A 16,991-nucleotide genomic window follows, 5' to 3' on the forward strand; every position below is an offset into this window, starting at 1 on the left:
TGGGTCTTCATGCAGCGGACCGCGCGGAGCCAAGGCCGCGCGATCCGCTTTACAGCACTCTTTTCAATCGACGGCTCATTCTGCGCGCAATACGATCGTGGCGAGCGGCGGCAAAACGAGTGACGCGGAATGCGGTCTGCCGTGGCTCGATATTTCGTCGGTATGAATCAGGCCGCCGTTGCCCATGTTCGACCCGCCGTACACGCCTGCGTCGGTATTCAGCACTTCGGCCCAGCGTCCGCCGCGCGGCATGCCGATCCGGTAGCCCACGCGCGGCACCGGCGTCATATTGCAGACGACGACTACTTCCCGGCCTGCGCCGTCGGTGCGTCGATACGCGTAGACGCTGTTGCCGCTGTCGTCGCCGATCAACCAGTCGAAGCCGCCCGGTTCGCTGTCGAGCAGATGCAACGCGGGCTCGCTGCTGTACAGATGGTTGAGGTCGCGGACGAGTTTCTGCACGCCATGATGATTCGGATCGTCGAGCAGATGCCAATGCGGCGATGTGTCGTGGTTGAATTCCGCCATCTGGCCGAATTCGCCGCCCATGAACAGCAGCTTCTTCCCCGGATGCGTCCACATGAAGCCGAAGTACGCGCGTAGATTCGCAAAGCGCTGCCATGTGTCGCCGGGCATCTTGCCGAGCAGCGAGCCTTTGCCGTGCACGACTTCATCGTGTGAAAGCGGCAGGACGAAGCGCTCCGAGTACGCGTACACCATCCCGAATGTCATCTGGTGATGATGGTACTGGCGATACACCGGGTCTTCTTCCATGTAGTGCAGCGTGTCGTGCATCCAGCCCATGTTCCACTTGAACTGGAAGCCGAGTCCGCCGTCTTCGACGCTCGCTGTCACGCCCGGCCACGCCGTCGATTCCTCGGCAATCGTGATCGCGCCCGGCACGCCCGGCACATAGCCGACTTCGTGATTCAGCCGCTTCAGGAATGCAATCGATTCGAGGTTTTCACGTCCGCCGTAAATGTTCGGCACCCACTCGTTGGCGGCGCGCGAATAGTCGCGATACAGCATCGACGCGACTGCGTCGACGCGCAGGCCGTCGACGTGATAGCGCTTCAACCACGCGAGCCCCGACGCGACCAGGAACGCGCTCACCTCGTTGCGGCCGAGGTTGTAGATCATCGTGTTCCAGTCCTGGTGATAGCCTTCGCGCGGGTCCGCGTGCTCGTAGAGCGGCGTGCCGTCGAAGTCGATCAGGCCGTGTGCGTCGTTTGGAAAATGCGCGGGCACCCAGTCGAGAATCACGCCGAGTCCGGCTTCGTGCGCGCGGTCGACGAACAGCGCGAACTGCTCCGGCTTGCCGAACCGCGCGGACGGTGCGAACTGCCCAAGCGGCTGATAACCCCACGATCCGCCAAACGGATGTTCCGCGATCGGCATGAACTCGACGTGCGTGAAGCCCATGCTTTTCACGTACGGAATCAGCCGGTCGGCGAGTTCTTCCCAGTTGAGGCCGCGCTGACCTTCTTCGGCGACACGAATCCACGATTCAGCGTGGACCTCGTAGATCGTGATCGGCGAGCGCGGGGTCTGCTTTTCAGCGCGCGACTGAATCCAGTCGTGATCGGTCCACGGAAACTGCTCGATCTCGTCGACATGCGCAACCACCGACGCCGTGCCCGGCGGCTTCTCCGTTTGCATCGCGCACGGATCGGCCTTGAGCGGCAGCGGATGGCCATCGCGCGACAGCAGTTCGTACTTGTAGCGCGTGCCCGCACCGACGCGCGGCACGAACAGTTCCCACACGCCCGCCTGATGACGCAACCGCATCGGATGACGCCGCCCGTCCCACGCGTTGAAGTCGCCAACCACCGACACGCGCCGCGCATTTGGCGCCCACACGGCAAAGCGCACGCCCGGCACACCGTCGACTTCCATCGGACGCGAGCCGAGCAGTTCGAGCACCGCGTATGGATCGCCGTTGGCAAGACGGCCTAGCGGTTCGTCGCCGAGAACGGGGCCGAATGAATAGGTATCCTCGACTTCCTGAATCACGCCATGCCAGTCGATCCGCAAACGATACGGCGCAGCCGACGTCACGCGGCCAGCGAACAGCCCCGGCCGCAGTTGCTCCAGTTCGCCGAGCGTCGCACCGTCCGCACGCGAAATCACCGTGACGTGCGCGGCATTCGGCAACAGCGCGCGCACCACCGGACCAATGTCCGTCTGATGCAGCCCGAGTTGCGAAAAAGGATCGGGGTGACGCGCTTCGACGAGCGCGTCGATCTCGACAGGTTGAAGGCCAACGGCCGGATCGTGCTCACTCATAATCGCCCTCGGCCGGGTTAGGCGGTGTGTCGGCGCCAGGCGCCGGGGTGGATGGGGTTTGCGACGCTGTGCTGCCCGTATCGCCGAGCAGACGGCTGGCGAGCGCGGCCAGCCCGCGCACCGGCAAGCCGAGCCACGTCGGACGGTTGGCCGCTTCGTAGCGGATTTCGTACGCGGCCTTTTCGATCAGGAACAGATCGAGCAGTGCCTGCTCCGCTTCGGGTGCGACCAGCGGCGTCGGCGACTCCGCGATGGCGGCACGGTACTGCTGCAAAAACGCCTCGGTTGCGTGGACGCGGAAGCGGTCGAACAACGCGCGCTTGCGATCGGCGGTTTGCTGCGGCGCCGCTTCGGTGGTGGACTGCGCCGCCGCGCTCGCATACGACAGCGAGCGCATCAGCCCGGCCACATCACGCAGCGGGCTCGACTTCTGCCGGCGTTCTTCCAGCGAACGCGCCGGTTCGCCTTCGAAGTCGATCAGATACGCGTCGCCCTGCGCGACCAGCACCTGGCCGAGGTGGAAGTCGCCGTGAATGCGGATGCGCAGCGCCTGCGAGTCGGCGGAAACGAGTTGGTCGACCGCAGCGACAAGCGCCTCGCGACGATCGATCAGGCTCTGCGCGAGCGCCTTCGTCTCCGGGTCGCTCATCTGCTCGATACGCGGCGCGAGAAGATCGAGCGCGCTCGCGAGCATCGACTGCGTACCGTCGACCCATGCCTGCACCTGGGCCGCGTCGGCGGGTTCGGGAGAGAACGCGGGATCGTCGGTCGGCGACGCGAGCGCGACGTGCAATTCGCCGAGCCGTCTGCCGATAATGCCCGCCAGTTCGCTATAGCCTTCGAGCAGAATCGCTTCGTTTTTCTCGGTATCGACGGCAATCGCGAGTTCGTCGACCGAGCGGCGCAGCGTATCCAGCGACCAGTTCCACGCATCGCCCTGGTTGTCGATAAAGCCTTGCAGAATGCACAGCGTATGCGGCACGCCTTCGGGATCGACGCGCACCACTTCGCCATACAGCGGCGCGGTGTTCGCATAACCGAGATGCGTCAGATAGCGGCTGATTTCGGCTTCCGGGTGGATGCCGCTCACGAGCCGGCGCACGAGTTTCAGCACCGCAGCGTCGGCGATGATCAGCGAACTGTTGCTCTGTTCGGCAGCGAGCCAGCGGATTTCCGGACGATCGCCGAGATTGTCGAGTTCGGCGAAACGCTCGGTCGGCAGGAACTTGATTTCGCTCTTCTGCACGGTCGGCACCACGGCGCGTTCGCGCAGCTTGCGCATCACGTTGTGGGCGAAGATCGGCAACGCAAACGCGTCGGTCAGATGACCGACATTGCGGCCGCGCCGCACGCGCGCGAGCGCCAGTTGCATGAACAGCGGCGTGGTGGTTTCACCGCCCCACGTGATCGCAATCGGCACCACGTAACGCTCGGTATGGTCACCCACGTCCACTTCGATTTCGGTGAACGCAAAGCCGCCGTTCGGGATCGTCGTCAGCGCGGCGAGCCGCACCGCATGCATCTTCTGATCCTTCGACGCAAACCAGCGGCGCCGGCTAAGCCATGACGGCAGCACTTCCGATTCAAGCAGGCGCACATTCTCCGGCGTCGGCCCAGCTTGTCCTTCGCGAATCACGATCGTGACGAACTCCGGCAGCGGTTCCGAATGCGCCTGCGCCCACGTCGGACGCTGGCCGCCCGGACACAGCATGAACCACAGGAAGCCGTACGGCGGGAACGTCAGCAGATAGGTGAGCTGGCCGATCGCGGGGAACACCGAATCGGCGGTCATTTCAATCGGCACGGAGCCGTTGAATTCGGACAGATCGAGTTCGACCGCCTGCGGCGCGCGCGACAGATTCGCGACGCACAGAATCGGCGGCTCGCCCGGCATTTCCCGCAGATACGCGAGAATCTTGCGGTTTTCGGGCTTCAGGAAGCGGATCGTGCCGCGCCCGAACGTCTGCTTCGCGCGACGCGTGGCAAGCATGCGGCGCGTCCAGTTCAGCAGCGAATGTGGATCGCGGCTTTGCGCTTCGACATTGACCGCATCGAAGCCGTAGAGCGAGCCCATCACCGGCGGCAGCACCAGTTGCTCGGGATCGGCGCGCGAAAAACCGCCGTTACGATCCGACGACCATTGCATCGGCGTACGCACGCCGTCGCGGTCGCCGAGGTGGATGTTGTCGCCCATACCGAGTTCGTCGCCGTAGTAGATCACGGGCGTGCCGGGCATCGACAGCAGCAGCGAATTGATCAACTCGATGCGGCGGCGGTCGCGTTCCATCAGCGGGGCGAGACGGCGACGAATACCGAGATTCAGGCGGGCGCGGCGGTCGCTTGCGTAGGTGTTCCACAAGTAGTCGCGCTCGGAATCGGTGACCATTTCGAGCGTGAGTTCGTCGTGATTGCGCAGGAAAATCGCCCACTGGTTCGTCGATGCGAGATCCGGCGTCTGCCGCATGATATCGGTGATCGGGAAGCGGTCCTCGCTCGCAATCGACATGTAGATACGCGGCATCAGCGGAAAGTGGAATGCCATGTGGCATTCGTCTTCGTCGCCGAAATATTCCTTCACGTCTTCCGGCCACTGATTCGCTTCGGCGAGCAGCATCCGGTTCGGATATTCGGCGTCGATGGTCGCGCGAATCTTCTTCAGGATCGCGTGCGTTTCCGGCAGGTTCTCGTTGTTCGTGCCTTCGCGTTCGACCAGGTACGGCACCGCGTCGAGCCGCAGCCCGTCGATTCCCATGTCGAGCCAGAAGCGCATCACCTGCAGCACTTCCTTCAGCACGGCCGGATTGTCGAAGTTCAGATCGGGCTGATGCGAGTAAAAACGGTGCCAGTAATAGGCGCCCGCTACCGGATCGTGCGACCAGTTCGACGGTTCCGAATCGATGAAGATGATCCGCGTTTCCTCGTACTTCTGATCGGTATCGGACCACACATAGAAGTTGCGATGATTCGAACCCGGCTTCGCGCGGCGTGCGCGCTGAAACCACGGATGCTGATCCGACGTGTGGTTGATCACCAGTTCGGTGATCACGCGAATGCCGCGCGCGTGCGCTTCCTGAATGAAGCGCTTCACGTCGGAAAGCTGACCGTAGTCGGGATGCACGTTGCGATAATCGGCGATGTCGTAACCATCGTCGCGCCGTGGCGACGGATAGAACGGCAGCAGCCAGATCGCGTTCACACCGAGTTCGGCGATGTAGTCGAGCTTCGCGATCAGGCCGGGAAAGTCGCCTACGCCGTCGTTATTCGCATCGAAAAACGACTTGATGTGCACCTGATAAATGATCGCGTCCTTGTACCAGAGCGGATCGTCGCTCAGTGCCGCGGGTTTGCCGCGCCGGTTCGGGCGTGCTTTGGCCGTATTGCCGGGAGCGTTGCCCACCGGCGACTGCACTGTGGTTTGGGCTGGATCGTCACGCTTCATATCGCACCTTCCGTAGGGGTTGGGTTGCCAGCGTCGGCGTGAAGAGCGCTGTTGGAGTCGCTGTCGCTTTCATCGGGACGTTCGGCAGGCAAACCGCCGAGCGGCGCGATGCGCCAGATCGAGAACGGCTGACCGGACCCGAGTTGAACGTGCTGCCAGCGGCCATGCCATTCGAAGCGCGCGCCGGTCATCTGATCGGTCACTTCCAGCGCGCCATGATCGTGAAGATTCCATTTCTGGAAAGTCTCCCACGACAATTCAATATCCGCGCCCTGTTCGTTGAACGCATCGAGATTGATGGCGACGACGATCACGTTGTCGCGCGATTCCGTCGCCTTCTCAAAGAACAGGATGTTGTCGTTGTGCGCCGTCAGGAACGTAAGGCCGAGATGCGTCTGCAGCGCGGGGTTCGCGCGGCGAATGCGATTCAGCGCGGTAATTTCGCCGGTGATGTTGCCGGGCCGGTTCCAGTCCCACGCGCGCAACTGGTATTTCTCGGAGTCCAGATATTCTTCGCTGTTGGGCAGCGCGGCGGCCTCGCATAACTCGAATCCGCTATACACGCCCCACAAACCGGCGAGTGTCGACGCGAGCGCCGCGCGAATCAGGAAGCCCGAACGCCCTTGTGATTGCAGATGGCGCGGGTTGATATCGGGCGTATTCACGAAGAAGTTCGGCCGATAGAAATCACGCGCGCTGGTCTGCGTAAGTTCGCTCATGTACTCGATGAAATCGCGCTTCGATTCGCGCCACGTGAAATACGTGTACGACTGCGAGAAGCCGATCTTGCCGAGCCGGTTCATCATGCGCGGACGCGTGAAGGCTTCGGCGAGGAAAATCGTGTCGGGGAAGCGCGCACGCACGTCGCCGATCACCCATTCCCAGAACGGCAGTGGCTTCGTGTGCGGATTGTCGATGCGGAAAATATGCACGCCCGCGTCGATCCAGAACAGGAACACGTCGCGCAACGCGAGCCACAGGTCGGGCTTTGCGTCGTGCGCGTAGAAGTCGGGGTTGACGATGTCCTGATACTTCTTCGGCGGATTTTCCGCGTAGCGCAGCGTGCCGTCGGGACGCCACGCGAACCACGTCGGATGCTCCTTCAGCCACGGATGATCCGGCGAGCACTGCACCGCGAAATCGAGCGCGATTTCGAGGCCGTGCGCATGTGCGGCGGCGAGCATTGCCTTGAAGTCGTCGAGCGTGCCGAGTTGCGGATGCACGGCGGTGTGTCCGCCTTCCGCGCCGCCGATGGCATACGGGCTGCCCACATCGCCTGGTTGCGCAGTGAGCGTGTTATTGCGGCCCTTGCGATTCGCGACGCCAATCGGGTGAATCGGCGGGAAATACAGCACGTCGAAACCCATATCGCGGATGCGCGGCAGTTTCGTGATCACGTCCGCGAAGGTGCCGTGGCGCGATTCGTCGTCGCTCATCGAACGCGGGAAGATTTCGTACCAGCTCGCGAAGCGCGCGGCGGTGCGCTCGGCGTCGATCCGGTAGATCACCGGATCGCGGCTCAGGAACGGACGATGACGCGCGGCGGTCATCGCCTTCGCGGTGGTCGGCGCGAGCAGCAACGCGAGCTTCGTCGCCGCGTCGGACTTCGTGAACTCCTTCACGATATGTTCGAGCGGCGCGGTCACTGCGCCTTCCACTGTCTCGACCTCGGCCAGCACCAGCGCGAAGAGATGCGACGCTTCGTCCAGTTCGAGTTCGACGGTTTGCCCCGCCTTCAGCTTCTTCTGAACGTGCTCGACCAGCGACGCGAAATCGTCGCGCCACGCGATCACGGTGAATTCGTGACGGCCCATGCGTTCGAGCGGAATCCGCGCTTTCCAGATATCGAGCCCGGCGGGTTGGGCTGGGGCCATCAGCACTTCGTGCCAAGCGGTTTCGTCGGCGGCTCGCCAGATCACGGCGGCGGCGATCTTGTCGTGACCTTCGGCGAAAATCGCCGCGCTGATTTCAGTGTGCTCGCCCACATTGCGCTTGACCGGAAAGCGGCCGTTATCGAACGAGGGCATCACGCTTTCGATCGCCACGCGCGGCGCGGCAATCGCTTCGACCACGGTCTTGCGGCCGCTGCGCTTGCTGTTGGCTTTGTCGATGGGAGGCGCGAGCCGGATCGGCTTTTCGGTGACCGCGCGGAACAGCCGCACGGCGCCTGCTGCCAGCGTGAACGGCGTCAGCGTGGTCGGCGACGTGCCGGCCGGTGCGTCGAGCGGCACGAAGCGCGTGAAGTTGCCGGGCACGCCCGCGAGGAAGCGCGCGGGATCGACGCGCACCGGCGCGCCGAGTTCGGGATTGACGACGATCAGGATCGACTCGTCGGCGTCGCGCAGGTCGGCTTGGTCCGCGCGCAGCAGGACCGCTGCGGGTGCACCGGGGCCGCTGAGCGGGCGCAATTCCCCGTTCGCGTGCAGTGTCTTCAGTTGGCTCGCGACTTCGTTCACATGCGTGACGGCGGCCGTGAGGTCGAACTTTTTCGCCTGGGCGGCGAGCGCGAATTGCGCGGCGTCGCCGCGCGTTTGCGACATCGGTTCGGTGATGCCGTATTCGAATCCCATCGGCATCATCCAGCCCGTGCCGATCACCGCCGACGTGAACAGCGCGCGGCGATAGGCGCGCTCGACAATCGCGGCATCGTGGACATCGGTCAGTTCGGCGGCGAGTCGGGTGCCATACGGCGCTTCGGGGAATGCAATCGGCGCGCCGATGCGAGCGAGCGCGGCGTGTTCCTCGACCATCCAGCTCGCACGGAAATCCCACCAGCGCACCGACGAAAACGCGCTGTCGAAGCCCGCGCCTTCGAGTCCCGGCAGGTCGCCGCGAGAAAGGCCCGGCGTCGCGGCCAGAAAGCGCACTTCGGGATGTTTCGCGCGCACTGCGTCGAAGAGTTGCCGCCAGACGTCGGCGGGAACGCGATGCGGTGAATCGAAGCGGAATCCGCCGATGCCCGCGTCGGCGAGCGCCAGCAACTGCTGCGTCCACCAACCGACGAGCGCGGCACGGCTACCCGGGTCGTCGAAGTTGGCATACGCGACGTTGTCTTCGCGATGCACATGGCGCGGATCGAGCCGCGCCTCGTCCGATTCGGACGGATGAAACCAGTCGGCATGGTCGGCGTAGAGCGCGCCGTCGGCGGCCATCCGGTCGATCACCAAGTCGGCCAGCAAGGTCAATCCGTTCTGCTTTGCCGCGCCGGCCAGCGTGCGGATCGCTTCGGACGCCGGCTGCTGCGTCTCGAACACCGGATGCAGCCTGGCGTGATTGCCGACCACCTGGCCGTGTCCCGCCTGGCCAGGTTCGAACAATCCGCCGATCAACGCGTGATCGAAGCCGAGCGAGCCCGCATGTGCGAACTGCGCGGGCCAGGCATCGAGCGGCCCAACGAGGAGTGAATGAAAAAAGTAAATCCGCGGCGCGTACCCGTTTGGAGATTCCATCGGTGGTTTCCAGATTCGTCCTGCTGCGGTGTGGATGCAATTGGCATGCGATCACAGCGCTCATTGGGCTTCCAGAGCCGGTTGGCGCGCGATGCCGAAGCGAAGGCGCGCACAGGTCAATGTAGTGCAAAGATCGTCACGCCGCTGGCCAGTCGCAGGTGCTTAGACGCCAGACATCGGCAGCACGCGGCTCGCCAGAACTATTCGCAAGACGCAGCAAACGTTGTGCCAGTGAGGTCGGCGCAGGATCGGCGGAGGGGGAAGCGGGTGCCCCGCAGGAGGATGCGCGGCAAAGCGGCGAGGCAGGGCGAGAGCGGGATTCTCGCGCCGCGCATGTAAAACGGGTGGAGGTCGTCCGGGTTTTACACGGGGCGCGAGGAAGGCGATGTTATTACCGCAAAAGGCGAATTCGTTGCGGCGGGTTGGGGCAGATGGAGATTGTGTCAGCCGCGTTTATTCGCTGTGTCAGCGAGGTGACGAAGCTGGTTCACGAACCCAGCAGTCCTGCCGCGATGTTCACGCACAGGCCGAGCACCGCGACGTTGAAATAGAACGACAGAATGGATTGCGCGAGCCCGGCGCGGCGGATCGTGCGCGAACGCAGCACCACGTCCGAGGTTTGCGAAGCGACTGCAATCGTGAACGAGAAATACAGGAAGTCCCAGTAGTTCGGTTCGAGCTTGTGATCGGGGAACAGCAGCGCGGTTTCCTTCGCGTCGGTGTCGTAGTAGAGACGCGCGTAATGCAGCGTGAAGATGGTCGGTATAAGGAACCACGCGCCGATCAGCGTGAAGCCGGTCAGCAGATAGTGCCAGAGGCCCGTTGCGCCGCCCGCGCCTTTTGCCGATGCCAGTTCGAGCACGATCGCCGCAACACTCGCGATAGTCGCCACGCAGATCACGAACAACACGACGCCCGCGTTTTCATCGTCGCGTACGGCGTATTCGCGGACCAGGTGTTCATCGGCGACGGCCATGTGGATCCAGATCATCACCAGGTAGCTCCAGACGGCAGCGTCCCAGCCGATCAGCACCCGCGCCATCGTCGTGGTGTGCATGGGAATCAGCAGCGCGACCACGATGCCGATCGCGAGACCGATCACCGTGCGCGGCCGGTTGCGGAGAACCTGCGGATAATATTTGATGAGCATGGAGTCAGATTTGAGGCCGATAGTGTCGCGGATTCTACTCGCGCTGCGACGATTGTTTGCCCTATATCGCGCTCTCTGGCGTCGCGCTGGCGAGAGTCTTTCGAGGCTTCTTGCGCGACGCTTTCAATCGGGTTTCGGGTTCGCCATCGGCAGGCTTTCTGTTTCGTTTCAGCGCGCGGTGTGCGCGGCAAGAGTGACTATCGGTAGCCGGCCGATTGGTGAGGCATCCCCGAAATACGCCATTTTTGCGTCATTTCTGGTCATTTTCGTCCAACGACGCGTCCAGATACGATAGGCACCGCGCATACGGCCCTGTGTGAGCGGCACTATCATTGACGCATGGCTTCCGTCACCGTCAACCCTGTCGAGCATCATGCCGCCAACGAGAACGGCCGCGATTTCGTGGTCGGCGATCTGCACGGCTGCATGGATGCCTTGCGTTTCCTGCTACGCGTGATCGCGTTCGATCCGACGCGCGACCGGCTCTTTTCGGTCGGCGATCTCGTGGATCGCGGCGAGCATTCCGAGCAGGCGCTGGCGTTGCTCGACAAGCCCTGGTTCTATTGCGTGCTCGGCAATCACGAAGACACGCTGTGCGCGGTCGCCGAAGGACGTTTGCGACCGCAGTGGTGGTATGGAATCGGCGGCATGTGGGCGATGGATTTGCCCGACGAGCGCCTGAAGCACTACGCGCAACGGCTGCGGACGCTGCCGCTCGTGCGTGTGGTGGGCAGCGGCAAGGAGCGCTTCAATATTCTGCATGCCGAATTCTTCGGTTCGGACGCCGATCTCGACGCAGGCAATTTCTCCGACACGACTCGCCAGCAATTACTGTGGGGTCGCGAACTGGCGCTGGGCAACGCCGATCCGCAGCGCCAACGCGGTCTCTCGCTGACCTATTGCGGCCATACGCCGATGCAGGATATCAAGCAGACCGGCTCGCAAGTGTTCATCGATACCGGCGCATTCAGCCCGGACGGCAAGCTGACCATCGTGCAACCGCAGGCATTGCGCCGCTGGTCGATTTCAGTCGACGAAGCGCGCGCGGAAGGCGCGGCGGCTTTGGCGTTGCCGTGATGGCGCGCGCCTCCGCGCTTCGCCGCCTTTGATCATGTCGAATTACCCGACCTGATTCAGTTCGAACACCATATCGACGGTCGTGCCGTTCCAGTTGTATTCCAGATATGCCGCGTGATGGCAGTCGCGCAACAGCGTGGTGCGGAACGCGGCCAGACATTCGCCTTCGCTATCCCGCACCGACCGGTACACGATGCCGGGCGCATCCGCTTCGCGCACCGCACGTCCGAGCGTCTGACCCGCCAGATAATCGTCCGGCGACAACACCGCGAGATCGAGCGAAGGATCGTCGCGAATATCGACCACCTTGCCTTGCGCGACCACCGTATAAAGCCGCATCTGCTGACGCATGGGCGGCTGGGCGGTCGCCTCCAGAAACTTGCCCGTGTGATAACGCGTTTCGGCAATCGCCGTGGCGCGCGAACGGGCGCAATAGAACACGCCGTAGGTGCCGTCGGAAAAGCGGCTGCCGAGCGGATTCAGATGCGTCAGCGCGGCCATGATCGGGCCGTAACCCGGACCAAAGCGGCGCTCGTCGCGCGGCACCAGATCGAGTTCGCCGACTTCGGTGCGCAGGCGGTCGTTGGTCATCGCTTCGAGCGCGTACAGCGCGTCGAAATCTTCGGGCGACGCCACGCGGTCGAATAGATTCACAGCTGGAAAGCGCGTGGGAATCACCCGGTATGCGGGCGACCAGTCGAGCGGCGCAACGGGCCAGCGGTCCTGCCAATGCGGTTTTGTCACGCCCAGCCGCCTCGCATCGCGTCGAGATACTGGCGCACGGCCACGAGATCGCTGATATTGCCCGCCAGCATACGGTCGAGCGCGCGGCGGCCGCCGAACGGCGGCGCGCTGTTCGGGCGCTTGACCCAGGTGTCGGCGGCATTGGGTTGCGGCAGCAGGATTTGCAGCGCCTTGTAGATGCCGAGCAGCAGCGACAGCCGCTCCAGCGTGTCGCGCCCCAGCCGGGCGGTCTCGGGCGACGACTTCCATTTGAAGTAAGTGGAGCGGCCCGGCGAGCCGAGCAGCACGATCTGCTCCTCCGCGTTCAGATCCCAGTCGCGCGCAATGTTGAAGAAAGCGCGCAAACCTGCTGCGGACATTTCAGTCAGCGTAGGTTCCGAAGCGGGCCGTCGAATCGGCTCTTCAGGCGTGGAAAGGCGGGCAGCGTGAGCCATGAATAGGTTGGTCCTAATTTGTACTTGTTGACGATATTAGTCCATATATAGATTAATGCAAGAGAATATAATCCTGGCTCGTTAAGTAGTCGAAAGATCAGGAGAAGCAGGTGATGTGGTTTCGAGCAGTAGCAGCGGCGTTGGCCGTTTGGGCTGTATCCGGCGCGGCAATGGCTGCGGGGTACACGGAAGTGTGGAATCCGCCGGAAGCGAGCGGGCATGCGGCGCCGAAGAGCGCGAAGAAGAAACCGACGGCGGTTAAGGCCAAAGCTGGCGCGAGTCTCAAGGGGGCCGGGCATGCGCCTCGGAAGGCGGCGCGCGGTGCATCGGCAACGACGCACATCGGCGAGAAAACAGCGGCGCGCGGCAACGTGAAGACAGTCGCGGCCAAGGGGACGAAGGGCGGCGTCAAGCCGGCGGCCGTCAGTGCAGGCAAGGCCCGGCCGAAAACCGCCGTGGTCGCGCAAAGCAAAAAGCCGCACGCGCAACTCGTTCACGCTAAAGCGGGGCAGGGCAAGGTCGTTCGCGCTGATCTGATGCATCCGGTTCGTCCGCATGCCGTTAGCGTGGCGGCGAAAAGCGCCGCTGCGAAACCGGTGGTGTCGCATTCGGCTTTGCCGGTTGCGTCCGCGAACTTCAACAGCGGTTCAGCGGATGCATCGACGAATCCGGCCACCGCGAGCAGCGGTTCGTTGCCGCCGATCATTCATTGATTGAGGCTCATGCGCGGGCGACGGGGTGACACCCGTGCGGCGCATGTAAAGCCGTCTGACCTGACATCTGCGATTCGAGCCCCGGCCATAAGGCGCTACCGTTAACGGCGCCTTTCTTGCCGCCGGGCGTTGCTTCAGATTCCGGCAGATTGACGTGGCCTGATGGCGCGGACCGCCATCGCTTCGGCTTCACTTTGGCGGCATCACTGCGCGTCGAACGCAAGCCGCGCCATTTCTCCATCCCGCTTTTTTTAAGGTTGAACTGGGCCTGCTCGCCAGATCGGCCCGGCCTCCGCTCGGTCGCCCCGTTACTGCGACGCCAGCCCATTCGCCACCAGCCTCAGCGTCTCCACCGACTGCCGGTCGCGCACCCGCGAATGCAGCGTCACGCGAGACTCCGGCAGCGTCGGCAAACCCAGCCGCGCGCCGACATCGACCAGCCCGCGCGGCGCCACCCGACGCGCCAGCGGCGACACCGCCAAACCCGCCGCCACCGCCGCGCCAACGGCAGCCACCCCGCCGCCGACGAACACCTCCTGCCACGCCACCCCGTTTTCGGTGAGCGTGCGCAGCGCGATATCGCGGACGTTGCACGGCGGGCTCAACAACGCCAGCGGCAACGGCTCGCCGACCCGCGGCAACCAGGCAGCCGCCGCCAGCCAGACGAGCGGCTCGCTGAACAACACTTGCGTATCGTCACGCGGCGGTTCGTCGACGCCATAACGGACGATCACCGCATCGAGCCGGCGCTCGTCGAATTGCGCGAGCAGCGTGGACGACGAACCCAGATGCAACTCCACCACCAGCCGCGGATCGTGCGCATTGAGCCTGCCGAGCAACTGCGGCAGATCCGGTCCCGCGACGTGCTCGCTCAACCCCAGCGCGAGCCGCCGACGCTCCACCGACAGCGCCCCCAACGCGCGCTCATGCGCATTCAGCAGATCGCGCGCCGCGCCGAGAAAAGCGTTTCCATCGACGGAAAGCCGGACCACGCGCGGCGTGCGCTCCAGCAATTGCTTGCCCAGATGGGCTTCCAGCCGCTTCAGCTTCAGGCTTACTGCCGATTGCGTGGTGTCGAGCGCATCGGCGGCGCGCGTGAAACTGCGCAGATCGGCGACCAGCACGAAGGCCCGAACTGCATCGAGATCGAGAACTTTCATTTCATTTGAATATGGATGAAATAGCCAGTGATGTCTGTTTATTATGACTGAGCGAGCCTAAGCTGTGTTCACCCACCCAGCAAACAAAGGAGTTTCATCATGCCGCTTAGCCGAATTTCACTACGCGCAGGCAAGTCCGCCGAATACCGGAAGCAGTTGACCGAAGGCATCCAGCGCTCGCTGGTCGACATTTTCAACGTGCCGAAGGACGACGTTTTCATGCTGATCACCGAGCATGACGCCGCCAATCTGATCTATGACAGGCAGTATCTGAATATCGAGCGAAGCGACGATTTCGTCGCGATCCAGCTGACGGTGACGAATTCGCGCACGCTCGAGCAGAAGAAGGCGCTGTACAAGCGGATCGTCGACGAACTGGCGGAGTCGCCGGGCGTGCGGCGAGAGGATGTTTTCATCAGCCTCGTCGAAGTCGCGAAGGAGAACTGGTCGTTCGGCAATGGGATCGCGCAGTACGCGGTTTGAGCGTGACGGCCCTATAGAAAAGCCAGTCGCTGGGCCGATCGATCGCCAATGCAATGTCAATCGACCCAGCCGGCAATCAGGCGATCGCATCGCTCACTCCGTCGTCGGCCCGCAGCGCCGCGCGCTTAGTCGCCGAGGCCTGCGGCGAGCATACGTACACCACCATTATTCGCGGCCTCTTCAGTGATTGCCGCCCGCTGGATGATCGAACTGCTGCGATGCTCGCGCACGAATTCGGTGGCAGTAGCATCAACCTGGGACACGTGTGGGGCATGCCGGAAAATGCAAAGCGCGGAGTGCTCGCAAGACGTTCTAAGCGTTCACGGCGTGCGGAGCTTGCGAAGCGTCGAACGGAAAATATCTCATCGATCCTCTTTCGCGGTCGGCGCAGATTCCAGCACGCATTCGCGTGATGCCGCGTCGTTATAATGATTCGCCGTCCTTTACCCGACGCTCTTCTGCCCGTCCCCTCCAGCCTCGCTCCACGTTTCCAGCCATGACATCCGACCGCATCGACCCTTCCCGCGAATCACTCGAACTCAGCGGCTCCGTCTGGTTTCAGTCCGGCGGACACACGCTCGGCGGCGCGTCGCGAATTGCGCTGCTGGCGGCGATCGGCGAGACCGGCTCGATCACGAGCGCGGCGAAAGCGGTCGGCATGAGCTACAAGGGCGCGTGGGATGCCGTCGATACCATGAACAACCTCGCGGGCGAGCCGCTCGTCGTGCGTCTGACCGGCGGCAAAGGCGGTGGCGGCACCACGCTGACACCGCGCGCGATCAAGCTGATCGACACGTTTCGCGCGGTCGAGCGCGAGCATCGGCGTTTTCTCGAACGGGCGGGCGCGGCGATCGAGGGCTTCGAAACGGATTGGGATCTGATTGGCCGCATCGGCGTGAAGACGAGTGCGCGCAATCAGTTCTACGGCACGGTGTCGTCGATCACGCGCGGCACGGTCAACGACGAAGTCGTGCTCACACTCCCCGGCGGCCATACGATCGTCTCCGTGCTCACGCACGAAAGCACCGAGACGTTGGGCCTCGCTGAAGGCGTGGCGGCGTTTGCGCTGATCAAGGCGTCGTGGGTCGTGCTGTTCGTCGACGGCGAAAACGGCGCACCGCTCAAGCTATCGGCGCGCAATCAATTGCGCGGCACGGTGTTGAGCGTGAAGCGCGGCGCGGTGAATGCCGAGGTGTCATTGGGACTGGAAGGCGGCGCGGTCGTGACGGCGGTCGTCACCAACGAGAGCGCCGAAACGCTCGGTCTCGTGGAAGGCGGCAGCGCGGTTGCCGTGTTCAAGGCGTCGAGCGTGATACTCGGCGTGAAAGACTAGGCGTCCCGTGAAGACGCGCTTTATGACCCACTGCGCGCATAACCCGTGAAGGTCGGATTCTCGCGCACACAACCATCGCTGACCTGCACCACCTGATCGCCGAATGCGGCGACATCGTCGGGATCGTGCGTGATGAGCACCATCGGTATATCGAGCCGCGTTTGCAGATCCAGCAACTCGCGCCGCATCCGCTGACGCAACGCGCTATCGAGTGCGGAAAAGGGCTCGTCCAGCAACAGCAGGCGCGGTTGCGCAACCAGCGCCCGCGCCAACGCCACGCGCTGCTTCTGTCCACCCGAAAGCTGCGCCGGATGGTTGCCCGCTACGCTCCGCAATTCCAATGCGTCGAGCCAGTAATCGACCTGCGGATGCGCCCGCCGCGCACCCGGATTCAACCAGCCCTGCTGCAAGCCAAAGCCAATGTTCTGCCGCACGTTCAGATGCGGAAATAGCGCGTAGTCCTGAAACAGAAACGCGATCTTGCGAGCTTGCGGTTTCAGATCGATGCCTCGCGCGCTGTCGAACAGCGCGTTGCCGTGCAGCGTGATCGCGCCTTCGTCGGGGCGCAGCAGGCCGGCAATCGCCTGCAAGGTCAGACTCTTGCCCGCGCCGGACGGCCCGAACAGCACGACGCGCTGCGAGGTCGCGCGGAACGACACGTCAAGCAGGAAATGCCGCTCGGCGCTCACGAAGGTCTTGCGGATATCGACGGCGAGCAACATG

12 protein-coding genes and 1 pseudogene are annotated in these 16,991 nt (G+C 63.4%); 4 read left to right on the forward strand and 9 right to left on the reverse strand.

Annotated elements, in window-relative coordinates:
* Positions 1–75: 75 nt before the first annotated feature.
* The 4 genes from glgB to ABH945_RS21735 form a co-directional block, all read right to left on the reverse strand.
* Positions 76–2,286: a 1,4-alpha-glucan branching protein GlgB gene (gene glgB, locus ABH945_RS21720; protein ID WP_074766713.1), complete on the reverse strand. Its 2,211-nt coding sequence runs from the start codon at positions 2,284–2,286 to the stop codon at positions 76–78.
* The gene (gene treS, locus ABH945_RS21725; protein WP_429251860.1) at positions 2,279–5,725 is read right to left on the reverse strand and encodes a maltose alpha-D-glucosyltransferase; all 3,447 of its coding nucleotides are present in this window, start codon (positions 5,723–5,725) and stop codon (positions 2,279–2,281) included. Before treS ends, glgB begins: the two co-directional genes overlap by 8 nt.
* Complete coding sequence (locus tag ABH945_RS21730; protein WP_429251861.1) at positions 5,722–9,174, reverse strand: maltotransferase domain-containing protein; 3,453 nt, start codon at positions 9,172–9,174, stop codon at positions 5,722–5,724. The genes treS and ABH945_RS21730 overlap by 4 nt, the downstream gene beginning before the upstream one ends.
* A 487-nt stretch (positions 9,175–9,661) precedes the next feature.
* Positions 9,662–10,324 (reverse strand): DUF1345 domain-containing protein, encoded by a 663-nt coding sequence (locus ABH945_RS21735; RefSeq protein ID WP_429251862.1) that lies wholly within the window; start codon positions 10,322–10,324, stop codon positions 9,662–9,664.
* A 339-nt stretch (positions 10,325–10,663) separates the two neighbouring features.
* Between ABH945_RS21735 and ABH945_RS21740 the strand changes: the two genes are divergently transcribed.
* Entirely contained in the window at positions 10,664–11,401 is a 738-nt protein-coding gene (locus ABH945_RS21740) for a metallophosphoesterase (protein ID WP_074766721.1), read from the forward strand.
* 42 nt (positions 11,402–11,443) lie between these two features.
* Here ABH945_RS21740 and ABH945_RS21745 read toward each other — a convergent pair whose 3' ends face one another.
* Both ABH945_RS21745 and ABH945_RS21750 read right to left on the reverse strand, forming a co-directional pair.
* Positions 11,444–12,145, reverse strand: a complete 702-nt coding sequence (locus ABH945_RS21745) for an RES family NAD+ phosphorylase (protein ID WP_429251863.1) — start codon at positions 12,143–12,145, stop codon at positions 11,444–11,446.
* Complete coding sequence (locus ABH945_RS21750; protein WP_074766724.1) at positions 12,142–12,579, reverse strand: MbcA/ParS/Xre antitoxin family protein; 438 nt, start codon at positions 12,577–12,579, stop codon at positions 12,142–12,144. Before ABH945_RS21750 ends, ABH945_RS21745 begins: the two co-directional genes overlap by 4 nt.
* Positions 12,580–12,692: 113 nt before the next feature.
* Between ABH945_RS21750 and ABH945_RS21755 the strand changes: the two genes are divergently transcribed.
* Positions 12,693–13,292: a hypothetical protein gene (locus ABH945_RS21755; RefSeq protein ID WP_429251864.1), complete on the forward strand. Its 600-nt coding sequence runs from the start codon at positions 12,693–12,695 to the stop codon at positions 13,290–13,292.
* A 308-nt stretch (positions 13,293–13,600) separates the two neighbouring features.
* Here ABH945_RS21755 and ABH945_RS21760 read toward each other — a convergent pair whose 3' ends face one another.
* On the reverse strand, positions 13,601–14,452 hold the full coding sequence (locus ABH945_RS21760; RefSeq protein WP_074766728.1) for a LysR family transcriptional regulator: 852 nt from the start codon (positions 14,450–14,452) through the stop codon (positions 13,601–13,603).
* Positions 14,453–14,551: 99 nt separating this feature from the next.
* Between ABH945_RS21760 and ABH945_RS21765 the strand changes: the two genes are divergently transcribed.
* A complete protein-coding gene (locus ABH945_RS21765; protein WP_074766730.1) occupies positions 14,552–14,935 on the forward strand; it encodes a tautomerase family protein in 384 nt (127 codons plus the stop codon).
* A gap of 76 nt (positions 14,936–15,011) precedes the next feature.
* On the opposite strand, the pseudogene ABH945_RS21770 reads toward ABH945_RS21765, so the two are convergent.
* Positions 15,012–15,177, reverse strand: a pseudogene (locus ABH945_RS21770) (oxidoreductase); the annotation flags it as partial.
* Between the two features lie 254 nt (positions 15,178–15,431).
* On the opposite strand from ABH945_RS21770, the gene ABH945_RS21775 reads away from it, so the two are divergent.
* The gene (locus tag ABH945_RS21775) at positions 15,432–16,268 is read left to right on the forward strand and encodes a TOBE domain-containing protein (protein ID WP_074766732.1); all 837 of its coding nucleotides are present in this window, start codon (positions 15,432–15,434) and stop codon (positions 16,266–16,268) included.
* Positions 16,269–16,288: 20 nt separating this feature from the next.
* Here the strand turns inward: ABH945_RS21775 and ABH945_RS21780 are convergent, their stop codons facing one another.
* Positions 16,289–16,990, reverse strand: coding sequence for a sulfate/molybdate ABC transporter ATP-binding protein (locus tag ABH945_RS21780; protein ID WP_429251865.1), 702 nt, complete (start codon positions 16,988–16,990; stop codon positions 16,289–16,291).
* Position 16,991: the final 1 nt, after the last annotated feature.

The sequence above is a fragment of the Paraburkholderia sp. GAS333 genome (assembly GCF_050435665.1).
Taxonomy (GTDB): domain Bacteria; phylum Pseudomonadota; class Gammaproteobacteria; order Burkholderiales; family Burkholderiaceae; genus Paraburkholderia; species Paraburkholderia fungorum_A.